The organism is Drancourtella sp. An12, from assembly GCF_002160935.1.
In the GTDB taxonomy this organism is placed as follows: domain Bacteria; phylum Bacillota; class Clostridia; order Lachnospirales; family Lachnospiraceae; genus Sellimonas; species Sellimonas catena.
In genome coordinates, this window is sequence record NZ_NFLO01000005.1 from 17,809 (window position 1) to 34,427 (window position 16,619).

A 16,619-nucleotide genomic window follows, 5' to 3' on the forward strand; every position below is an offset into this window, starting at 1 on the left:
GCATTTTGAATTAAAGAATACTAATTGATATATAAGAGGTACAGAAATGACTGGTGAGAAATTTACGTTAATGCAATATTCAGTTCATGCGATTTTAGGGCTGATTGACGCAGAAGATTTTGTTATACCTGAAATTCAGCGTCCATTTGTATGGAAACGAAGTCAGGTTAGGGATTTGATTGATTCTTTATATAATGGATATCCTACAGGGTATATTATTACTTGGAAGAATCCAGATATAAAGACTAAAGATGGTGGAAAAGCCAATGGAAAAAAGGTGTTGATTGATGGTCAGCAACGTGTAACGGCTTTAATGGCTGCTATATCAGGAAAAGAAGTTTTAGATGATGACTTTAATAAAGAACGTATTAAAATAGCATTCAATCCTTTGACAGAGGATGAAACAAAAAGGTTTGCTGTGCAGGATGCTTCGCATTTGAAAGATAAAAAATGGATTCCAGATATTTCTGGTGTTTTTGAGCCGGAATTTGATCCGTTTGAATTTTCGATTGCTTATTGTGAAGTTAATGAAGGTGTTAAGCCCAATTTGGTAAATAAAGCAATTACAGAATTAAAAAGTATTGCTAATCGTCAAATAGGTGTAATAGAATTGGATGCAACATTGGATATTGATGAAGTAACCGAGATTTTTATTCGTATTAACTCAAAAGGCACACCGTTGAGTCAGTCTGATTTTGTTATGTCTAAAATGGCAGCGGATTCAGTGCATAATGGTAGTATGATGAGAAAAACAGTAGACTATTTCTGTCATTTGGCAGTAAAACCGGATTTTTATTCTCATTTATTGAATGATAAGGAGTTTCAGGATTCTAAGTATGCGGATAAAATCAAGTGGCTGGCAAATGATCATGATGATATTTATGACCCAGATTATGGAGATATGTTAAGAGTATCATTTATGCATCAATTCAGACGTGGTAAGTTGGCTGATTTGGTAAGTTTGTTGTCTGGTAGAGACTTTATTACGAAAGAGTTTCGTGATGATATTGTAGAAAATTCGTATAAGAAATTAGATGAAGGAATTATGAATTTTATCAATAAATATAACTTTTCTCAATTTATTATGGCAATCAAGGGGGCGGGATTTGTATCCAGTAAGTTGCTTAATTCAAGAATGACATTGGATTTTGCATATACGCTATATCTTATGCTATTGAATGATCCGGAAATTCCGAATGCACAGATTAAACGATATGTACAGAAATGGTTTGTACTTACAACGTTGACTTCCAGATATATTGGTTCACCGGAAACACAGATGGATAGAGATATGAGAAATATCAGTGAAAAGGGATTTTTGAAGTTTCTTTCAGAAGTTGAGGAATCTGCATTATCCGAAACTTTCTGGTCGATTACATTGCCACAAGATATGGAAACTTCATCAATCAATAGCCCTGCATTTAACATATTTTTGGCAGCACAAATAAATCAGAATTGTAATTCCTTAATGATGAATGGTACGAAAATATCAGATTTAATAACTATTTCAGGGGATGTACATCATATTTTTCCAAAGTCATATTTGAAGAAGAATGGTGTAACATCAAAGACGAAATATAATCAGATTGCAAACTATATTTATTTGGATACACAGGTAAATAAAGCTATCAGCGATGATGCTCCGGCCATCTATTTCACAAAAGTGAAAGAACAATGTGAAACAAAAAATATTGTTTTTGGTAACCTCTCAACAAAAGAAATGTTGAACGAAAATCTGGAGGAAAACTGTATTCCTAATAATATTTTTGAAATGACAGTAGAAAATTATGATGAATTTCTACAGGAACGTAGAAAATTAATGGCAAAACTTATTCAAGAATATTATGAAGGATTATAATTTACATATGTATGTTCCGATAATTTTCTATTATGAGAACATAGAATAAACGGGAGGAGGACGTAGTAAATGGCTTCCAATTTTAAATTTTTAGAAAAAGAATTTCCGGTTCTTGCAAATTTTGGCAATTTGGCAGAGCAGTATTGTTATACTGACCCTAACTCATGTTTGATGAAACTGGGTATGATTGGTGAAACAATTGTAAATCTAATGTTTACATACGATAAGATTCCTGTACCTTATGATAATTCTGCGGTGAATCGTATTAATGTTTTGTCTTCGGAAGGATTATTGACAAAAGATTTGGTTGATATTCTTCATGCACTTCGTAAGGTAAGAAATAAAGCTGTTCATGAAAATTATGCAGAAGCCTCAGATTGTCCGGTTTTCTTGCAAATGGCGCATAGCTTGTCTGAATGGTTTATGCAGACCTATGGTGATTGGAATTACCAGCATCAGGACTTTGTTATGCCTGTAAAAGAATCAGAAAAGAAAACTGATAAGATTATCATTTACAGCAAAGCTCGGGAAGAAGAAAAGGAGGAAGAACTTACAAAAGCTGCTATTGCTTGTGCCGAGCAGGCTGAATTGGTAGATAAGAAAGTGCGTCTAAAACAGGCAAATAAAATGGCAAGCCAGCGTCAGAAATCAGAAGCTGAAACACGATATATGATTGATGAACAGTTACGTCAGGTGGGATGGGAAGCTAATACACAGGAAATTCGCTATGCAAAAGGTGCAAGACCGAAGAAAGGTCGCAATATGGCGATTGCTGAATGGCCAACAGATTCTACTGTTAGCAAAAAAGGCTATGCAGATTATGCGTTGTTTGTCGGAACAAAACTTGTCGGTATTATTGAAGCAAAAGCTGAACATAAAGATATTCCATCTGTTATTGATTATCAGGGGAAAGATTATCCAAGAAATATCCGTAGAGAAGATGCTGAATATCAGATTGGTGCTTGGGGAGAATTTAAGGTTCCATTTACTTTTGCAACAAATGGAAGACCATACCTTGAACAATTCAAAACGAAATCTGGTATTTGGTTTCTGGATCTAAGAGAATCTTCTAATGTACCTATGGCATTGCACGGTTGGATTAGTCCAGAGGGTATTATGGAACGACTTGAAAAAGACATTCAGGCGGGTAATGAGGCATTACAGGAGATGCCATATGATTTATTGACAGATAAAGATGGTTTAAATTTGAGAGAATATCAAGTAAAAGCGATTAAAGCAGCCGAAAAAGCTGTAATTGATGGACAACGAGAAATCCTGATTGCTATGGCAACCGGTACAGGTAAAACCCGTACTGTGCTTGGTATGATTTACCGTTTCTTAAAAACAAATCGTTTTAAACGTATTTTGTTCCTTGTTGACAGAACTTCTTTAGGTGATCAGGCTTCAGATGTTTTTAAAGAAGTCAAACTTGAAGAATTGATGACGCTTGATGAAATTTATAATATTAAAGGACTGGATGAGAAAACAGTAGATAAAGAGACTCGTATTCAGGTCGCTACTGTTCAGAGTATGGTAAAACGTATCCTTTACAACGAAGGAGATGTAATGCCTGCGGTAACAGATTTTGACTTGATTATTATTGATGAAGCACATCGTGGATATATTTTGGACAAAGAAATGGGCGATATAGAAGTTCTGTATCGTGACCAGCGTGATTATCAGAGTAAATATCGCAGTGTTGTAGAATACTTTGATGCAGTAAAAATTGCCTTGACAGCAACTCCAGCATTGCAGACAACAGAGATTTTCGGGCAACCAGTGTTCAAATACACTTATCGAGAAGCTGTAATAGAAGGGTATCTTGTAGATCATGATGCACCGCATCATTTAGAAACAAAACTCAGTGCAGGTGGTATTCATTATAAATCTGGTGATACTGTGACTATTTATGATCCTGTTACCGGTGAAGTGACAAACAGTGAGCTACTGGATGATGAACTTGACTTTGATGTTGAAAATTTTAATAAACAGGTTATCACTGAGAATTTTAACAGGACTGTATTGGCGGAGATTGCAAGAGATATTGATCCGGAAAATCCGGAAGAACAAGGCAAGACTCTTATTTATGCGGTTGATGATCAGCACGCAGATATGATTGTTTCTATTCTAAAAGAAATTTATTCAGAAACGGGCGTGGACAATGACGCTATTATGAAGATTACTGGTAGCGTTGGCGGTGGTAATCCTAAGAAAGTAGCAGAAGCAATCAAACGTTTTAAAAATGAGCGATTTCCAAGCATTGCTGTTACAGTCGATTTGCTTACAACAGGTATTGATGTTCCGGAAATTACAACATTAGTATTTATGCGCCGAGTAAAATCTCGTATACTTTTTGAACAGATGATGGGACGAGCTACCAGATTGTGCCCGAAGATTCATAAAACACATTTTGAGATTTATGACCCAGTTGGTGTTTACGATTCTCTGGAACCGGTAAATACTATGAAACCTGTTGTAGCCAATCCGACAACTACATTTACACAGCTTTTAGATGGATTGGAAGAAGTGGAAGATAAAGAAGTAATATCGGCTCAGATTGACCAGATTATTGCAAAGCTCCAGCGTAAAAAACGTCGTATGGATAGTAAAACAATGGAGCAGTTTATTAGTATGACCAATGGCATGGATCCAACACAGTTTATTGTTGATATTGAAAAAAGGAATCCGGAAGATGCAAAAAAACGTTTGCTTGCATATAGAAATATGTTTGAGTATATTCAGCAAACAAGAGCGAATGGCGATAGAGCTGTTGTAATCTCCAGTGAAGAAGATGAATTGACCAGTCATACAAGGGGATATGGTAATTCTGAAAAACCAGAAGATTATCTGGATGCTTTCTCTGACTATGTAAAGACTCATATGAATGAGATTGCTGCGTTGAGTATCGTTTGTACCAGACCGAAAGATCTGACGAGAGATGCTTTAAAATCATTGAGATTAACGCTTGATAGAGAAGGTTTTACAACACAGCAGTTGAATACAGCAATATCAGAGCTTACGAATGAAGAAATAGCTGCTGATATTATCAGTCTTATTAGAAGATATGCTATTGGATCTTCACTGATTAGTCATGAAGCAAGAATCCGCAGAGCGGTAGATAAATTGAAAAAAGCTCATAATTTCTCAAAACAGGAGATGAGCTGGATTGGACGTATGGAAAAATATTTGATGGAAGAATCCGTATTGAATGTCCAAGTATTTGATGAGGATAGTCGTTTCAAGACTTATGGTGGATTTGAGAAAATTAACAGAGTCTTCCAAAATAAATTGGAAAATATCGTGCTTGAATTAAACGAGTATCTTTATGACGATGGAGGTAGAGTTGCATGACAACACAAGAAATTGTTTCAAAACTTTGGAATCTCTGCAATGTGCTCAGAGATGATGGGATTACATATCATCAGTATGTAACCGAATTAACTTATATTTTATTTCTGAAAATGGCGAAGGAAACCGGTGTGGAATCGCAGATTCCGGAAATGTACCGTTGGGATAATCTTACATCGAAAAGCGGCATTGAATTGAAAAAATTTTATAAAGAATTATTGACTCATCTGGGTGAAGAATGTACCGGTCGTGTGCGTGAAATCTATCAGGGTGCAGCGACTAACATTGATGAGCCTAAAAACCTTGAAAAAATCATTACAACCATTGATGGTCTGGATTGGTTTTCAGCAAGAGAAGAAGGTCTGGGAAATCTTTACGAAGGTCTTCTGGAAAAGAACGCTAACGAGAAGAAATCCGGCGCCGGTCAGTATTTCACTCCTCGTGTACTGATTGATGTAATGACTAAACTGGTAAAGCCTCAGCCAGGGGAACGCTGTAATGACCCTGCCTGCGGTACATTTGGTTTTATGATTTCTGCCAGTCAGTATGTACGTTCGCAGACCGATGATTTCTTTGATCTGGACGCTGATACTGCAAAATTTGAAAGAGAAGAAGCTTTTACAGGTTGTGAATTGGTACATGATACACACCGTCTTGCGTTGATGAATGCTATGCTTCATGATATTGATGGTAAAATTACTTTAGGTGATACTTTATCCAGTATAGGAATGAACATGAAAGATTATGATGTTGTATTGACGAATCCGCCATTCGGTACCAAAAAAGGCGGTGAGCGTGCAACACGTGATGACTTTACATTCCCTACCAGTAATAAGCAGCTGAACTTTCTCCAGCACATTTATCGTAGTTTGAAACCGAACGGTAAAGCTCGTGCGGCGGTTGTTTTGCCAGATAATGTTCTCTTTGCTGATGGCGATGGAGAACGTATCCGGCTTGACTTGATGGATAAATGTAATCTGCATACAATCCTGCGTCTCCCTACCGGCATTTTCTATGCTCAGGGCGTAAAAACTAATGTATTGTTCTTTACACGAGGGAAAACAGATAAGCACAATACAAAAGAAGTCTGGATTTATGACCTGAGAAACGATATGCCATCCTTTGGCAAGACAAATCCGTTGAAAACAGAACATTTTGATGATTTCGTGAAATGCTATGCGGATGGTGATTTAAGCAAACGTAAGGAAACATATAGCGAAGAAAACCCTAATGGCAGATGGCGTAAATTTACTATCGAAGATATTTTGGCTCGTGACAAGACAAGTTTAGATATTACATGGATGAAGACAGATGCTGGAACCGATGATTATACTCTTGCTGAATTGCTTGATATGATAAAAGAAAAATCCAGTAATATTGCAAAAGCAGTCGCAGAACTGGAGCAGTTAATAGGAGAGGTGGAAGAATAATGGATACCAAGGCATTGAGACAAAAGATTCTTGACCTTGCTATCCGTGGCAAGCTTGTGCCACAGGATCCCAATGATGAACCAGCATCGGTTCTTCTGGAGAGAATCCGTGAGCAGAAGCAGCAGATGGTTAAGGAAGGAAAGCTAAAAAAGAAAGATATTAAGAATGATTCAGTTATCTTCGTTGGTGAGGATAATTTGCATTATGAGAAGTTTGCTAATGGCAGCGTAAAATGTATTGAGGCGGAGATACCGTTTGAACTGCCGAAGGGGTGGGCGTGGACAAGAATTTCAACTGTTGCCCTTTTTGTAGGTGGCTATGCGTACAAAAGTAGTAAGTATGTACCAGATTCTCGGAATATATTAATAAGAATTGGAAATATCAAAAATAACAGTATAAATCCATTTGTTGCAAAAACTTGTATATCAGATGAATATGCCTCAGAAACCGACAGTTATCTTATTCGTGAAAATGATATACTTTTTACCATGACTGGAACACGAGGAAAACGAGATTATTTTTATTCATGCAGAATTGAAAAGAGTGATTTAGAAAGTCTAAAGCTATTCCTTAATCAAAGGGTAGGATGTTTGCGTTTGGTTAGTACGGCAGATATACTCCCTTCATATTTCGTAAATGCCATACAAAGTTCCTGTGTTTTAGATGCAATATTTGCAACTGAAACTGGTAATGTAAACCAAGGTAATATTGGTTCGACAGCTACATTGAATTTGTTAATTCCAGTAGCACCAACTGAAGAACAATATAAAATTCAAGAAAAATCCTTGTCGATTTTATCAGCTATTGAGCAATATGATATTGAGACAGAAGATTTATTAGCGATAATAAACATGCTGCGAACCAAAATCCTCGACCTTGCTATCCGCGGGCAGCTTGTACCACAGAATCCAGATGATGAGCCTGCCTCTGTTCTGTTGGAGCGCATCAGAGCAGAAAAAAACGAACTCATCAAACAAGGTAAACTCAAGCCTAATAAGAAGGAATCTATTATCTCCAAAGGTGAAGATAACTCTTATTATGAGAAGCTTGGAGAAGATGTGTGTTGTATTGATGAAGAAATACCATATGATATTCCTGATTCATGGGAGTGGGTGCGACTGAAGAATTGCTGCATTAAGGAAATTCGTCGTGGAAAATCACCGAAATATGCAGCAAAAAGCAATACTCTTGTTTTTGCACAAAAATGTAATACAAAATATAATGGCATCGATATCGGGCTAGCCTTGTATCTAGATGAAAGCACATTAGGCAGATATCCAAATGAAGAATATATGCATGACAGCGATGTGGTCGTAAATTCTACAGGTACGGGTACTTTAGGGCGGATTGGATTCTATAGAACGACTGATAACTTTCCTGGTTTACCAATAGTGCCGGATTCTCATGTAACCGTTATTCGTGGATTTCGCAGTATTCGAGCATTTTATCTGTATATATTTATGAAGGCAAATCAAAGTGTGCTTGAGAAAAAAGGTGAAGGTTCCACAAATCAAAAAGAATTAAAACCAATAACATTGAAAGAAATGCTGGTTCCAATGCCGCCAGTCTCAGAACAACAACGGATTGAAAATGCTATAATTACTGCATTTTCCTATGTTGAAATGATAGAAAAGAGCCTCAACTGAGGCTCTTTTCTATACGATTCAATTCATACAGCGCTGCTTCAATAGCTGCAACAATTCTATGTTGTTCAGCTAACGGTGGGAAGGGAACAATAGCCCGTTTGAGCATATCTTGTGTAAGCTGATTGATAGTAGTAGAGTTGCCATCATTAAATACACTTCTAAAAAAAGTTGAACGAAGATAATGAACAATATAGGAAAAGTATTCTGTTCTATATATTGCCATAAATGCTCCAAACGATGCAGGTTCTCCCAAGGATGGGATTAGAGCACATTTACCCACAAGCGCTCTGCTTCCATTTCGTGCACATATCAATATATCGTTCTCTTGTGCAAATTGATTTTCTCTGATGGTAGTCTCCACACGAACCAAATCATTCAAATCAATTTGATCGTTGACGATATTGCACGACCGTAAAACCATTATACCGTTCGCAGTTATATCCGTTGGACGATATGTTAGTCCAATGTTCGTTGTTCCAATCATAGAAAGATTGCACCATTCCCATCCCTCTGGTAGTTCAAAAGATAACTGGTCATCAAGGCAATGCAGCTTTCCATCTGCCATCTTCTCATAATAAGAGGAAGTCACATATTCCCTTTATAATATTTGTGCGGAAAACCGCAGAAAATATTATAAGGAGGCCGCTTATTATGAAGCAGCAAAGTACATTTGAAGAACATCTGCGAAAGAGCAATCTTTCCGAAAACACAATCACATCGTATTTATGGACGGTAGAATACTATCACACCCATTACGACACGATCAGCAAAGAAAATCTATTGGCGTACAAAGGGTATCTGATGGAATTTTTCAAGCCCAAGACGGTAAATCTTCGCATTCAGGCTATGAATAAGTATCTGGTCTATCTAGGGAAGGACAAGTTGCAGCTGAAAGCTGTAAAGGTTCAACAGAAGAACTTTCTTGAAAATGTGATCAGCAATGCCGATTACAACTTTTTAAAGAAGCAGCTCAAAAAGGACGGCAACATGGAGTGGTACTTCGTGGTCTGGTATCTGGCTGCTACTGGTGCCCGTGTCAGCGAACTTATTCAGATCAAAATTGAACATGTTGAACTTGGGTACTTCGATCTGTATACAAAGGGAGGCAAACTACGCAGATTGTATATACCGAAAAAGTTAAGAACGGAGACCATCGAATGGCTGGAGGAAACAAACCGTTCCTCAGGCTATTTGTTTTTGAACCGTTATGGAGAACGGATCACAACCCGTGGCATTTCTCAGCAGCTTAAAAACTATGCGGACAAATATGGTCTGGACAAAAAGGTAGTGTATCCCCATTCTTTTCGACACCGATACGCAAAAAATTTTTTAGAGAAGTTCAACGATATCGCATTGCTGGCCGATTTGATGGGTCACGAAAGTATTGAAACTACACGAATATATCTTCGTAGAACTGCTAGCGAGCAACAGGCACTTGTAGATAAAATCGTCACATGGTAAAGGAAACAGCCGCCTTCTTCCGAGGGCGGCTGTAGTCAAGATAGTGCTTCCGATATCATATTCAGATATTCAAATACAGCAGAAATTTGTTGTACAATGCGTTCCTGCTCTTTAATAGGAGGAAGTGGGAAATAAGCATTCTCAACGTATTCTTTACCGATACGTTGCTGGCCGACAGCTCCTGTAAAAATCCGTTTCCCATTTTCTACGAAGTAATCAGATTTTACATATGCTAACAAATATTGTGCAAGAATGCTCTTGCCAAAAGGACGCAACACATGAAGTTCTGTTGTTCCCGCACCATATCCGTTTGTTAGATTCTCAAAAACTGTAGATTTTCGGTTCTCAAAACAAGGGGTAATCTTGGCAACACCAATATCACCCTCTGCAAAGTGAGTAAATCCAGTTTTCACTTCTTTCCAATGGCGCACCTCTGCAGTGTGCTTGCCACTATATCCGTCCTCTATCAGTGGCATAGGAATGAATGATACATTCAGATCATCATCTAACTTATTTCGAGGGTTGATAATAAATACATCTTTGAGGCGAACCCACTCCCAAGAATCTGGAATATTAAATGGGAGATCATTACTGATATCTAGTGTCATCTGACCATCATTCAAATAATAAGAGTTATCCTCACCTTTGAAGATAATGGATTCTTTCTTATCTCGCTTAATTTTGCCCTGTTTGACGAGTTCTTCTTTTTCTGCCCGGATACGATCCAGGAGAACAGAAGCAGGTTCATCATTCGGATCCTGCGGCACAAACTGACCACGAATGGCGAGATCGAGGATTTTGTCTTTTGCTTTTAAAATGAAACTTATAATATTTGTTTTTTCAACAGCGATTTCTGATACACTCGAAACACATTGTTGTAGCTTATCTTGGATGGCATACTGTTCTTGGATAGGAGGAATAGGGATTAGAAACGAGGATGTAGTTTCTGCACTAAGGCCACCCCTACCAGAACCAACCTGCTTAGACAAAATTTGTTCTTGAATGTATGGAGATATAATAACACTATGAATATATTGTCTTAAATTCAATTCAACAAGTCTGATAATAAGAACATGCTGATTCACATTAGCAATATCAAAATCATCTGGGACTAACGCACAGCGTCCGATTGATCCACCTGTAATGTTTAACAAAATGTCTTGAGGTTTAACAATGCTACCAGATTTTTTTTGATTTATCTCTTCCGATATATACGCTACGTCATTTAGTACGAGACCATTATCATACACATTTTGTGAACGTATAAACTTTATACCAGAATTGCTATAAACAGCAGCGCCACCCGTAGGAGTACTCCCTGCCCCAATTTTGATCGTAAGTGGATGAAGTCTGCTCCACGCCCATCCCTTCGGCAACTCAAACGGTATCTCATTCTCAATACATTTCACCGTTCCATCTTGGAACTTCTCATAATGCAAATTATTAGCATGAATTCTCCGGACTACAGTGGGGTTGTACCAGCCCTGTGATTTTTATATACCAGAATACCTCAAACTATGATAAAATAGCAAGGCAACATAATATGTCATAAATATGTATGAATGGAGAAATAAAATGGATTACACAGTGCCAAAGAAGTTTTATGAATTGCAATATGGCTGGTATCGTGACATAGATCTAGATTATGAAGCAGAACAGTTGTTAAAAGTACTTGACTCTGCTAAAAAAGAAAATGATATCCAGAATTACATTAAGGAAAACAAAAAATGGTTCATTCCGGCTTCGATTTTTGAAGACTATGATTTTGGCCATCATGAAGCCTATATTAGTGTAGAGCAGCCACTTGGAGCAGAATACAAGGCAGATTATATGTTGCTCGGACGGAATTCAATAGGTCATCATATTATTTTAGTAGAATTTGAAAATGTGAATGTTGACTTTAGGCTGCAAAAATCCAATATGGAAACAGAGGCAGTACGAAAAGGAATGACGCAGATTAATGATTGGAAACGATGGATGGACAATAATCGACTGTATTTTTTGCAAAGTTGTGGGCTGTCTGATATTAGTAGAAACATTCCAACTTGGGGTATTACTTATTGTTTAGTAGTAGGCCGTAGAAAAAGGATGGATGATATTTCAAATCAAATGCGGGGGCAAATACAGTATGAAAGAGGGATTCATATTATTACCTATGACAGACTCGTTGATAATATACTGAAATTAGGAAATGGGTTTTAATTTGTAGGATATCAAGATATTTATATTATAGGCAATTTATTTTATGAAAAAATCCCAGAGGGTAATACACCCGCATTCTTACTATGTTTTTTCTACCTTTTACAGTTTTAATGGGATACATTTTGTTTGCTCTGCGATTCTTTTAACAATCTCAGCAGCAACTACATACCCGGCAAATCGCAGCAAAACAGGGCGAATCTTAGCAAATTAGGAGGACTTTAAACATGATAAAAATACTTTTCATTTGCCATGGCAATATTTGTCGTAGTACAATGTCTGAATACGTTATGAAATACCTGGTGTCCGAGGCGAGACTTTCGGACCGGTTTTACATTGATTCCGCTGCCACCAGCAGAGAGGAGATCGGCAATCCGGTTCATCCGGGCACCCAGAGAAAGCTGCGCGAGGTCGGCATCCCATGTGGAGACCACCGCGCCCGCCAGATGAGACGGGAGGAGTACGAGGAGTTTGACTATCTGATCGGCATGGATTCGTGGAATATCCGCAATATCAACCGGATCATCGGAAATGGCGATCCGGAGGGCAAGGTATGCCGGCTTCTGGATTTTACCGGCCGGGCAGGGGAGGACATTGCCGACCCATGGTACACGGGTAATTTTGATGCGACCTACCGGGATGTGAGGGAAGGGTGCGAAGCACTCCTTTCTCAGATCATGGAGAACGGAAGAATCAGATAGGAAATCGACAGAGTGTTGGACAGGAAAAGGCATACAAAAAAAGCGGTACAGGAAGCAGCGATACTTTGTTAAAAAAATGACTAAATAATAAATCAAAATTGTCTGAATTTCTGTGCAGATCGATAAAAATGCGCTTTCCTGCGTTAAATAAGAAAACTTTTTGGTTGATTTCATTGACTTATCATGTATAATGGTAAAAGGGAGTAAAGAGGCTTTACTTTCTGTAAAATAATGAAAGAAAAGAGGTTTGATGTGAGATGGCAGAAATGAATTTAAGCAAATACGGCATCACAGGCACGACGGAAATTGTACATAACCCTTCTTATGAATTATTATTCGAAGAAGAAACCAAACCGGGTCTGGAAGGTTTTGAAAAGGGACAGGTAAGTGAACTGGGTGCTGTCAATGTCATGACTGGTGAATACACAGGGCGTTCTCCAAAAGACAAGTTCATCGTAGTTGATGAGAATTCCAAAGATACAGTATGGTGGACCTCTGATGAATACAAAAATGACAACCATCCTGCTACACAGGAAGCATGGGAAACAGTAAAGAAGATTGCGCTTGACGAACTTTCCGGCAAGAAGCTTTACGTTGTAGATGCATTCTGCGGTGCAAACAAGGATACACGGATGGCAATCCGTTTTATCATGGAAGTAGCATGGCAGGCACACTTTGTTACAAATATGTTCATCCAGCCTACGAAAGAGGAGCTTGAAAATTTCGAGCCTGACTTCATCGTATATAATGCGTCCAAGGCAAAAGTAGAAAATTATAAAGAGCTTGGACTGAATTCTGAAACAGCCGTTATGTTCAATATCACAAGCCGTGAACAGGTTATCGTAAATACATGGTACGGCGGAGAAATGAAGAAAGGTATGTTCTCCATGATGAACTACTACCTTCCGTTAAAGGGCATTGCTTCCATGCACTGCTCTGCAAATACGGATATGAACGGAGAGAACACAGCTATCTTCTTCGGACTTTCCGGAACAGGTAAGACGACACTTTCCACAGATCCGAAACGTCTTCTGATCGGTGATGATGAGCACGGATGGGATGACAATGGTATCTTCAACTTCGAAGGTGGATGCTATGCGAAGGTCATTAATCTGGATAAAGAATCTGAGCCGGATATCTACAATGCAATCAAGAGAAACGCTCTTCTTGAGAACGTAACTCTGGATGCAGACGGAAAGATCGATTTTGCGGATAAGAGCGTAACAGAAAATACACGTGTATCTTACCCGATCGACCACATTGAAAAGATCGTGCGTCCGGTTTCCGCAGCACCGGCTGCAAAGGAAGTTATCTTCCTTTCCGCAGACGCGTTTGGAGTACTTCCTCCGGTTTCCATTCTGACACCGGAACAGACACAGTACTACTTCCTGTCAGGATTTACTGCAAAGCTTGCAGGTACAGAACGTGGTATCACAGAGCCGACACCTACATTCTCCGCATGCTTTGGACAGGCATTCCTGGAGCTGCATCCGACAAAATATGCGGAAGAGCTTGTTAAGAGAATGGAACAGAGCGGAGCAAAAGCTTACCTTGTTAATACCGGATGGAATGGAACAGGAAAGCGTATCTCCATCAAAGATACCCGCGGTATCATCGATGCAATCTTAAGCGGTGATATCTTAAATGCGCCAACAAAGAAGATTCCGTACTTCAATATCGAAGTGCCGACAGAACTTCCGGGTGTAGACACAAATATTCTGGATCCTCGTGATACATACGCTGATGTTTCCGAGTGGGAGACAAAAGCAAAGGATCTTGCTCAAAGATTCATCAAGAACTTCCAGAAATACGAAGGAAACGAAGCAGGAAAAGCACTTGTTTCTGCTGGACCGCAGGTATAAGAAGGCAAAGAAATCTGCCGGGTGTGACAGTTGTCGCACCCGGTTCTTTTCACCCCTTTTTCAGATTCATATTTTCTGAGAGAATTTGTTTCTGAGTTCTTTACATTACAGGTAAAATCCGTTAAGATAAGAAGATGTCGAAGTAAGTCACGAAGAGGGGAAACGTATGCTGTATGTAAAGCCGCATTTCTATGATCAATTTCAATGTATTGCAGATCGCTGCCCGGACACCTGTTGTGCTGGATGGCAGATCATGATCGATGAGGAGTCTCTTTTGAAATACAGCCGGGTAGAAGGTGGTTTCGGAAACCGGCTTATGACATCCATTGACTGGGAAGAGGGAGCATTCCTGCAGTTTGACGGGAGATGCAGCTGTCTGAATGAGAAGAATCTCTGTGATCTATACGAGGAGCTTGGCGAGGAGTATCTTTGCAGTACCTGCAGGATGTATCCGAGACATGTGGAGGAGTATGAGGATGTCAGAGAGTGGTCATTGTCCCTTTCCTGTCCCGAGGCGGCGAGGATGATTCTTGAGTGTGAGGAGCCGCTTACCTTTCTGACGGAGGAGACCGGGGAGAGCGAGCCGGAGCCGGACGAATCTTTTGATTTCTTATTATATTCCAGTTTAAATGAGATAAGGGAAATCCTGTTCAGGATGATACAAAACCGCGAAGAGGCGGCAGAGGTCCGGATGAAGCGTTGCCTGACGGCAGGAAAGGTCTGCCAGAAAGCGCTGGAAGAGGGAGGACTTTTCGGAATCGAGGAGGAGCTGGAGCAGATCCGGCAGGAAGCGTGCGGGGGAGAGCCTCTCGGATTTGAAGCAAAGTCCGCTTTCCTGAGAGAACTTTTTGAAATGGAGTTTCTCTGCGAAGACTGGAAAAAGGAGATTCACGAGGCTTTTGAAATCCTGTATGAGAACGGACAGGAGGCCTACGAGAAGATCCGTGAGAAATTTGGACCGGGAAAATGGGAGCAGTACAGTGAAAATCTGATGATGTTTTTTATCTACACCTATTTTTGCGGGGCGGTCTATGATGACAGTATCGATACCAAGATCTGTCTTGCTGTTTACAGTACTGTCATGATTCATGAACTCAGTATGGCGAGATGGATCCGGCAGGGAAAAAGCATGAAAAAGGAAGAGATATGGGAGACAGCCTGGCGGTATGCCAGAGAGATTGAACATTCGGATCAGAATCTGGCAGTTCTGGAGACTTATTTCCAGAAGGGACCGGATCCGTATGTTGCGTAAGAGGGAGAAACAACTTATAATAGTAATAATAGCTAAATGATAGTACTAAGGGGATAAATTCATGAAAAGTGCAAGAGAAAAAATTCTAAGACGAAGAATCCTGATCGCAGTTTGTTGCGTTATCGCTGTTGTGGTCGGGATTGTCGTCTGTGTTCAGATAAAAGAGAGCCGCCCGAATCAGTATGAGAAAAACCGTAAGCAGCTGGAACAGATGGAGCAGGCGGATATATCCGAGACGGAAAAGCAGTGGGAGAATCTGGAAGGAGCCAATGAAAAGACAGAGATTGACACGTCCAAGCGGAATGAATATGGAGTCGTAGAGCTTGATAATGCGACGATCAAGAAAGCATTCAGCGGCGTCGTTGTAGTAGGGGATTCTTTTTCGGAGGCGCTGGATGTGTACGGACTTCTGGACGAGGGATCTGTCATCTATAAGAGGGGTGCCTCAGTCAATGAGATCGATGAGCTGGTTCAGAAAGTGATTTCCATGAAGCCGTCCACAGTCATCATGGAGTTTGGATGCAATGATCTTCAGATGTATAATTCCGATATTGACGGGTTCATCGAAAAGTACCAGTCTGAGATTCAGAAGATCAAAGATGCGCTTCCGGATACGATGATCTGTGTAAATTCCATTCTTCCGATGACGGAGGAGAAAGTCAAGGAGAAAGCCGGACGTGAGAAACGTCCTCAGTACAATGAGGCCATCGAGAAGATGTGCGATGATGAGGGATACCTGTACATCGACAGCAGTTTCATTGTGGAGGCAGACAGCGGCCTGTATGAGCAGGACGGAATCCACATGAAAAAGGAATACTACGAACAGTGGTTATCTTATATTGTAGAAAAGGCGGGACTTTGA

Annotated in this window: 12 protein-coding genes; 10 read left to right on the top strand and 2 right to left on the bottom strand. The window is 39.5% G+C overall.

Going from position 1 to position 16,619, the window contains the following annotated elements:
• Positions 1-46: 46 nt before the first annotated feature.
• The 4 genes from B5E64_RS06745 (at position 47) to B5E64_RS06760 (ending at position 8,282) form a co-directional block, all read left to right on the top strand.
• The gene (locus B5E64_RS06745; RefSeq protein ID WP_087167764.1) at positions 47-1,858 is read left to right on the top strand and encodes a DUF262 domain-containing protein; all 1,812 of its coding nucleotides are present in this window, start codon (positions 47-49) and stop codon (positions 1,856-1,858) included.
• Positions 1,859-1,927: 69 nt separating this feature from the next.
• Entirely contained in the window at positions 1,928-5,209 is a 3,282-nt protein-coding gene (hsdR, locus tag B5E64_RS06750) for a type I restriction-modification system endonuclease (protein ID WP_087167765.1), read from the top strand.
• On the top strand, positions 5,206-6,636 hold the full coding sequence (locus B5E64_RS06755; RefSeq protein ID WP_087167766.1) for an N-6 DNA methylase: 1,431 nt from the start codon (positions 5,206-5,208) through the stop codon (positions 6,634-6,636). Before hsdR ends, B5E64_RS06755 begins: the two co-directional genes overlap by 4 nt.
• Entirely contained in the window at positions 6,636-8,282 is a 1,647-nt protein-coding gene (locus B5E64_RS06760; protein ID WP_087167767.1) for a restriction endonuclease subunit S, read from the top strand. The genes B5E64_RS06755 and B5E64_RS06760 overlap by 1 nt, the downstream gene beginning before the upstream one ends.
• Here B5E64_RS06760 and B5E64_RS06765 read toward each other — a convergent pair.
• Positions 8,275-8,847 (bottom strand): restriction endonuclease subunit S, encoded by a 573-nt coding sequence (locus B5E64_RS06765; protein WP_087167768.1) that lies wholly within the window; start codon positions 8,845-8,847, stop codon positions 8,275-8,277. The two genes, B5E64_RS06760 and B5E64_RS06765, sit on opposite strands and share 8 nt — an antisense overlap.
• Before the next feature lie 86 nt (positions 8,848-8,933).
• Between B5E64_RS06765 and B5E64_RS06770 the strand changes: the two genes are divergently transcribed.
• A complete protein-coding gene (locus B5E64_RS06770; RefSeq protein ID WP_087167769.1) occupies positions 8,934-9,743 on the top strand; it encodes a tyrosine-type recombinase/integrase in 810 nt (269 codons plus the stop codon).
• A 35-nt stretch (positions 9,744-9,778) separates the two neighbouring features.
• Here the strand turns inward: B5E64_RS06770 and B5E64_RS06775 are convergent, their stop codons facing one another.
• Positions 9,779-11,182, bottom strand: a complete 1,404-nt coding sequence (locus tag B5E64_RS06775; protein WP_087167770.1) for a restriction endonuclease subunit S — start codon at positions 11,180-11,182, stop codon at positions 9,779-9,781.
• A 136-nt stretch (positions 11,183-11,318) separates the two neighbouring features.
• Between B5E64_RS06775 and B5E64_RS06780 the strand changes: the two genes are divergently transcribed.
• The 5 genes from B5E64_RS06780 to B5E64_RS06800 all read left to right on the top strand — a co-directional run bounded on the left by B5E64_RS06780 (position 11,319) and on the right by B5E64_RS06800 (position 16,619).
• The gene (locus B5E64_RS06780; RefSeq protein WP_162610156.1) at positions 11,319-11,945 is read left to right on the top strand and encodes a Shedu anti-phage system protein SduA domain-containing protein; all 627 of its coding nucleotides are present in this window, start codon (positions 11,319-11,321) and stop codon (positions 11,943-11,945) included.
• Positions 11,946-12,169: 224 nt separating this feature from the next.
• Positions 12,170-12,643: a low molecular weight protein-tyrosine-phosphatase gene (locus B5E64_RS06785; protein ID WP_087167772.1), complete on the top strand. Its 474-nt coding sequence runs from the start codon at positions 12,170-12,172 to the stop codon at positions 12,641-12,643.
• A gap of 257 nt (positions 12,644-12,900) precedes the next feature.
• Positions 12,901-14,505, top strand: coding sequence for a phosphoenolpyruvate carboxykinase (ATP) (gene pckA, locus B5E64_RS06790; RefSeq protein ID WP_087167773.1), 1,605 nt, complete (start codon positions 12,901-12,903; stop codon positions 14,503-14,505).
• A gap of 166 nt (positions 14,506-14,671) precedes the next feature.
• Positions 14,672-15,757, top strand: a complete 1,086-nt coding sequence (fliB, locus tag B5E64_RS06795) for a flagellin lysine-N-methylase (RefSeq protein ID WP_087167774.1) — start codon at positions 14,672-14,674, stop codon at positions 15,755-15,757.
• A 61-nt stretch (positions 15,758-15,818) separates the two neighbouring features.
• Positions 15,819-16,619: a GDSL-type esterase/lipase family protein gene (locus B5E64_RS06800; RefSeq protein ID WP_087167775.1), complete on the top strand. Its 801-nt coding sequence runs from the start codon at positions 15,819-15,821 to the stop codon at positions 16,617-16,619.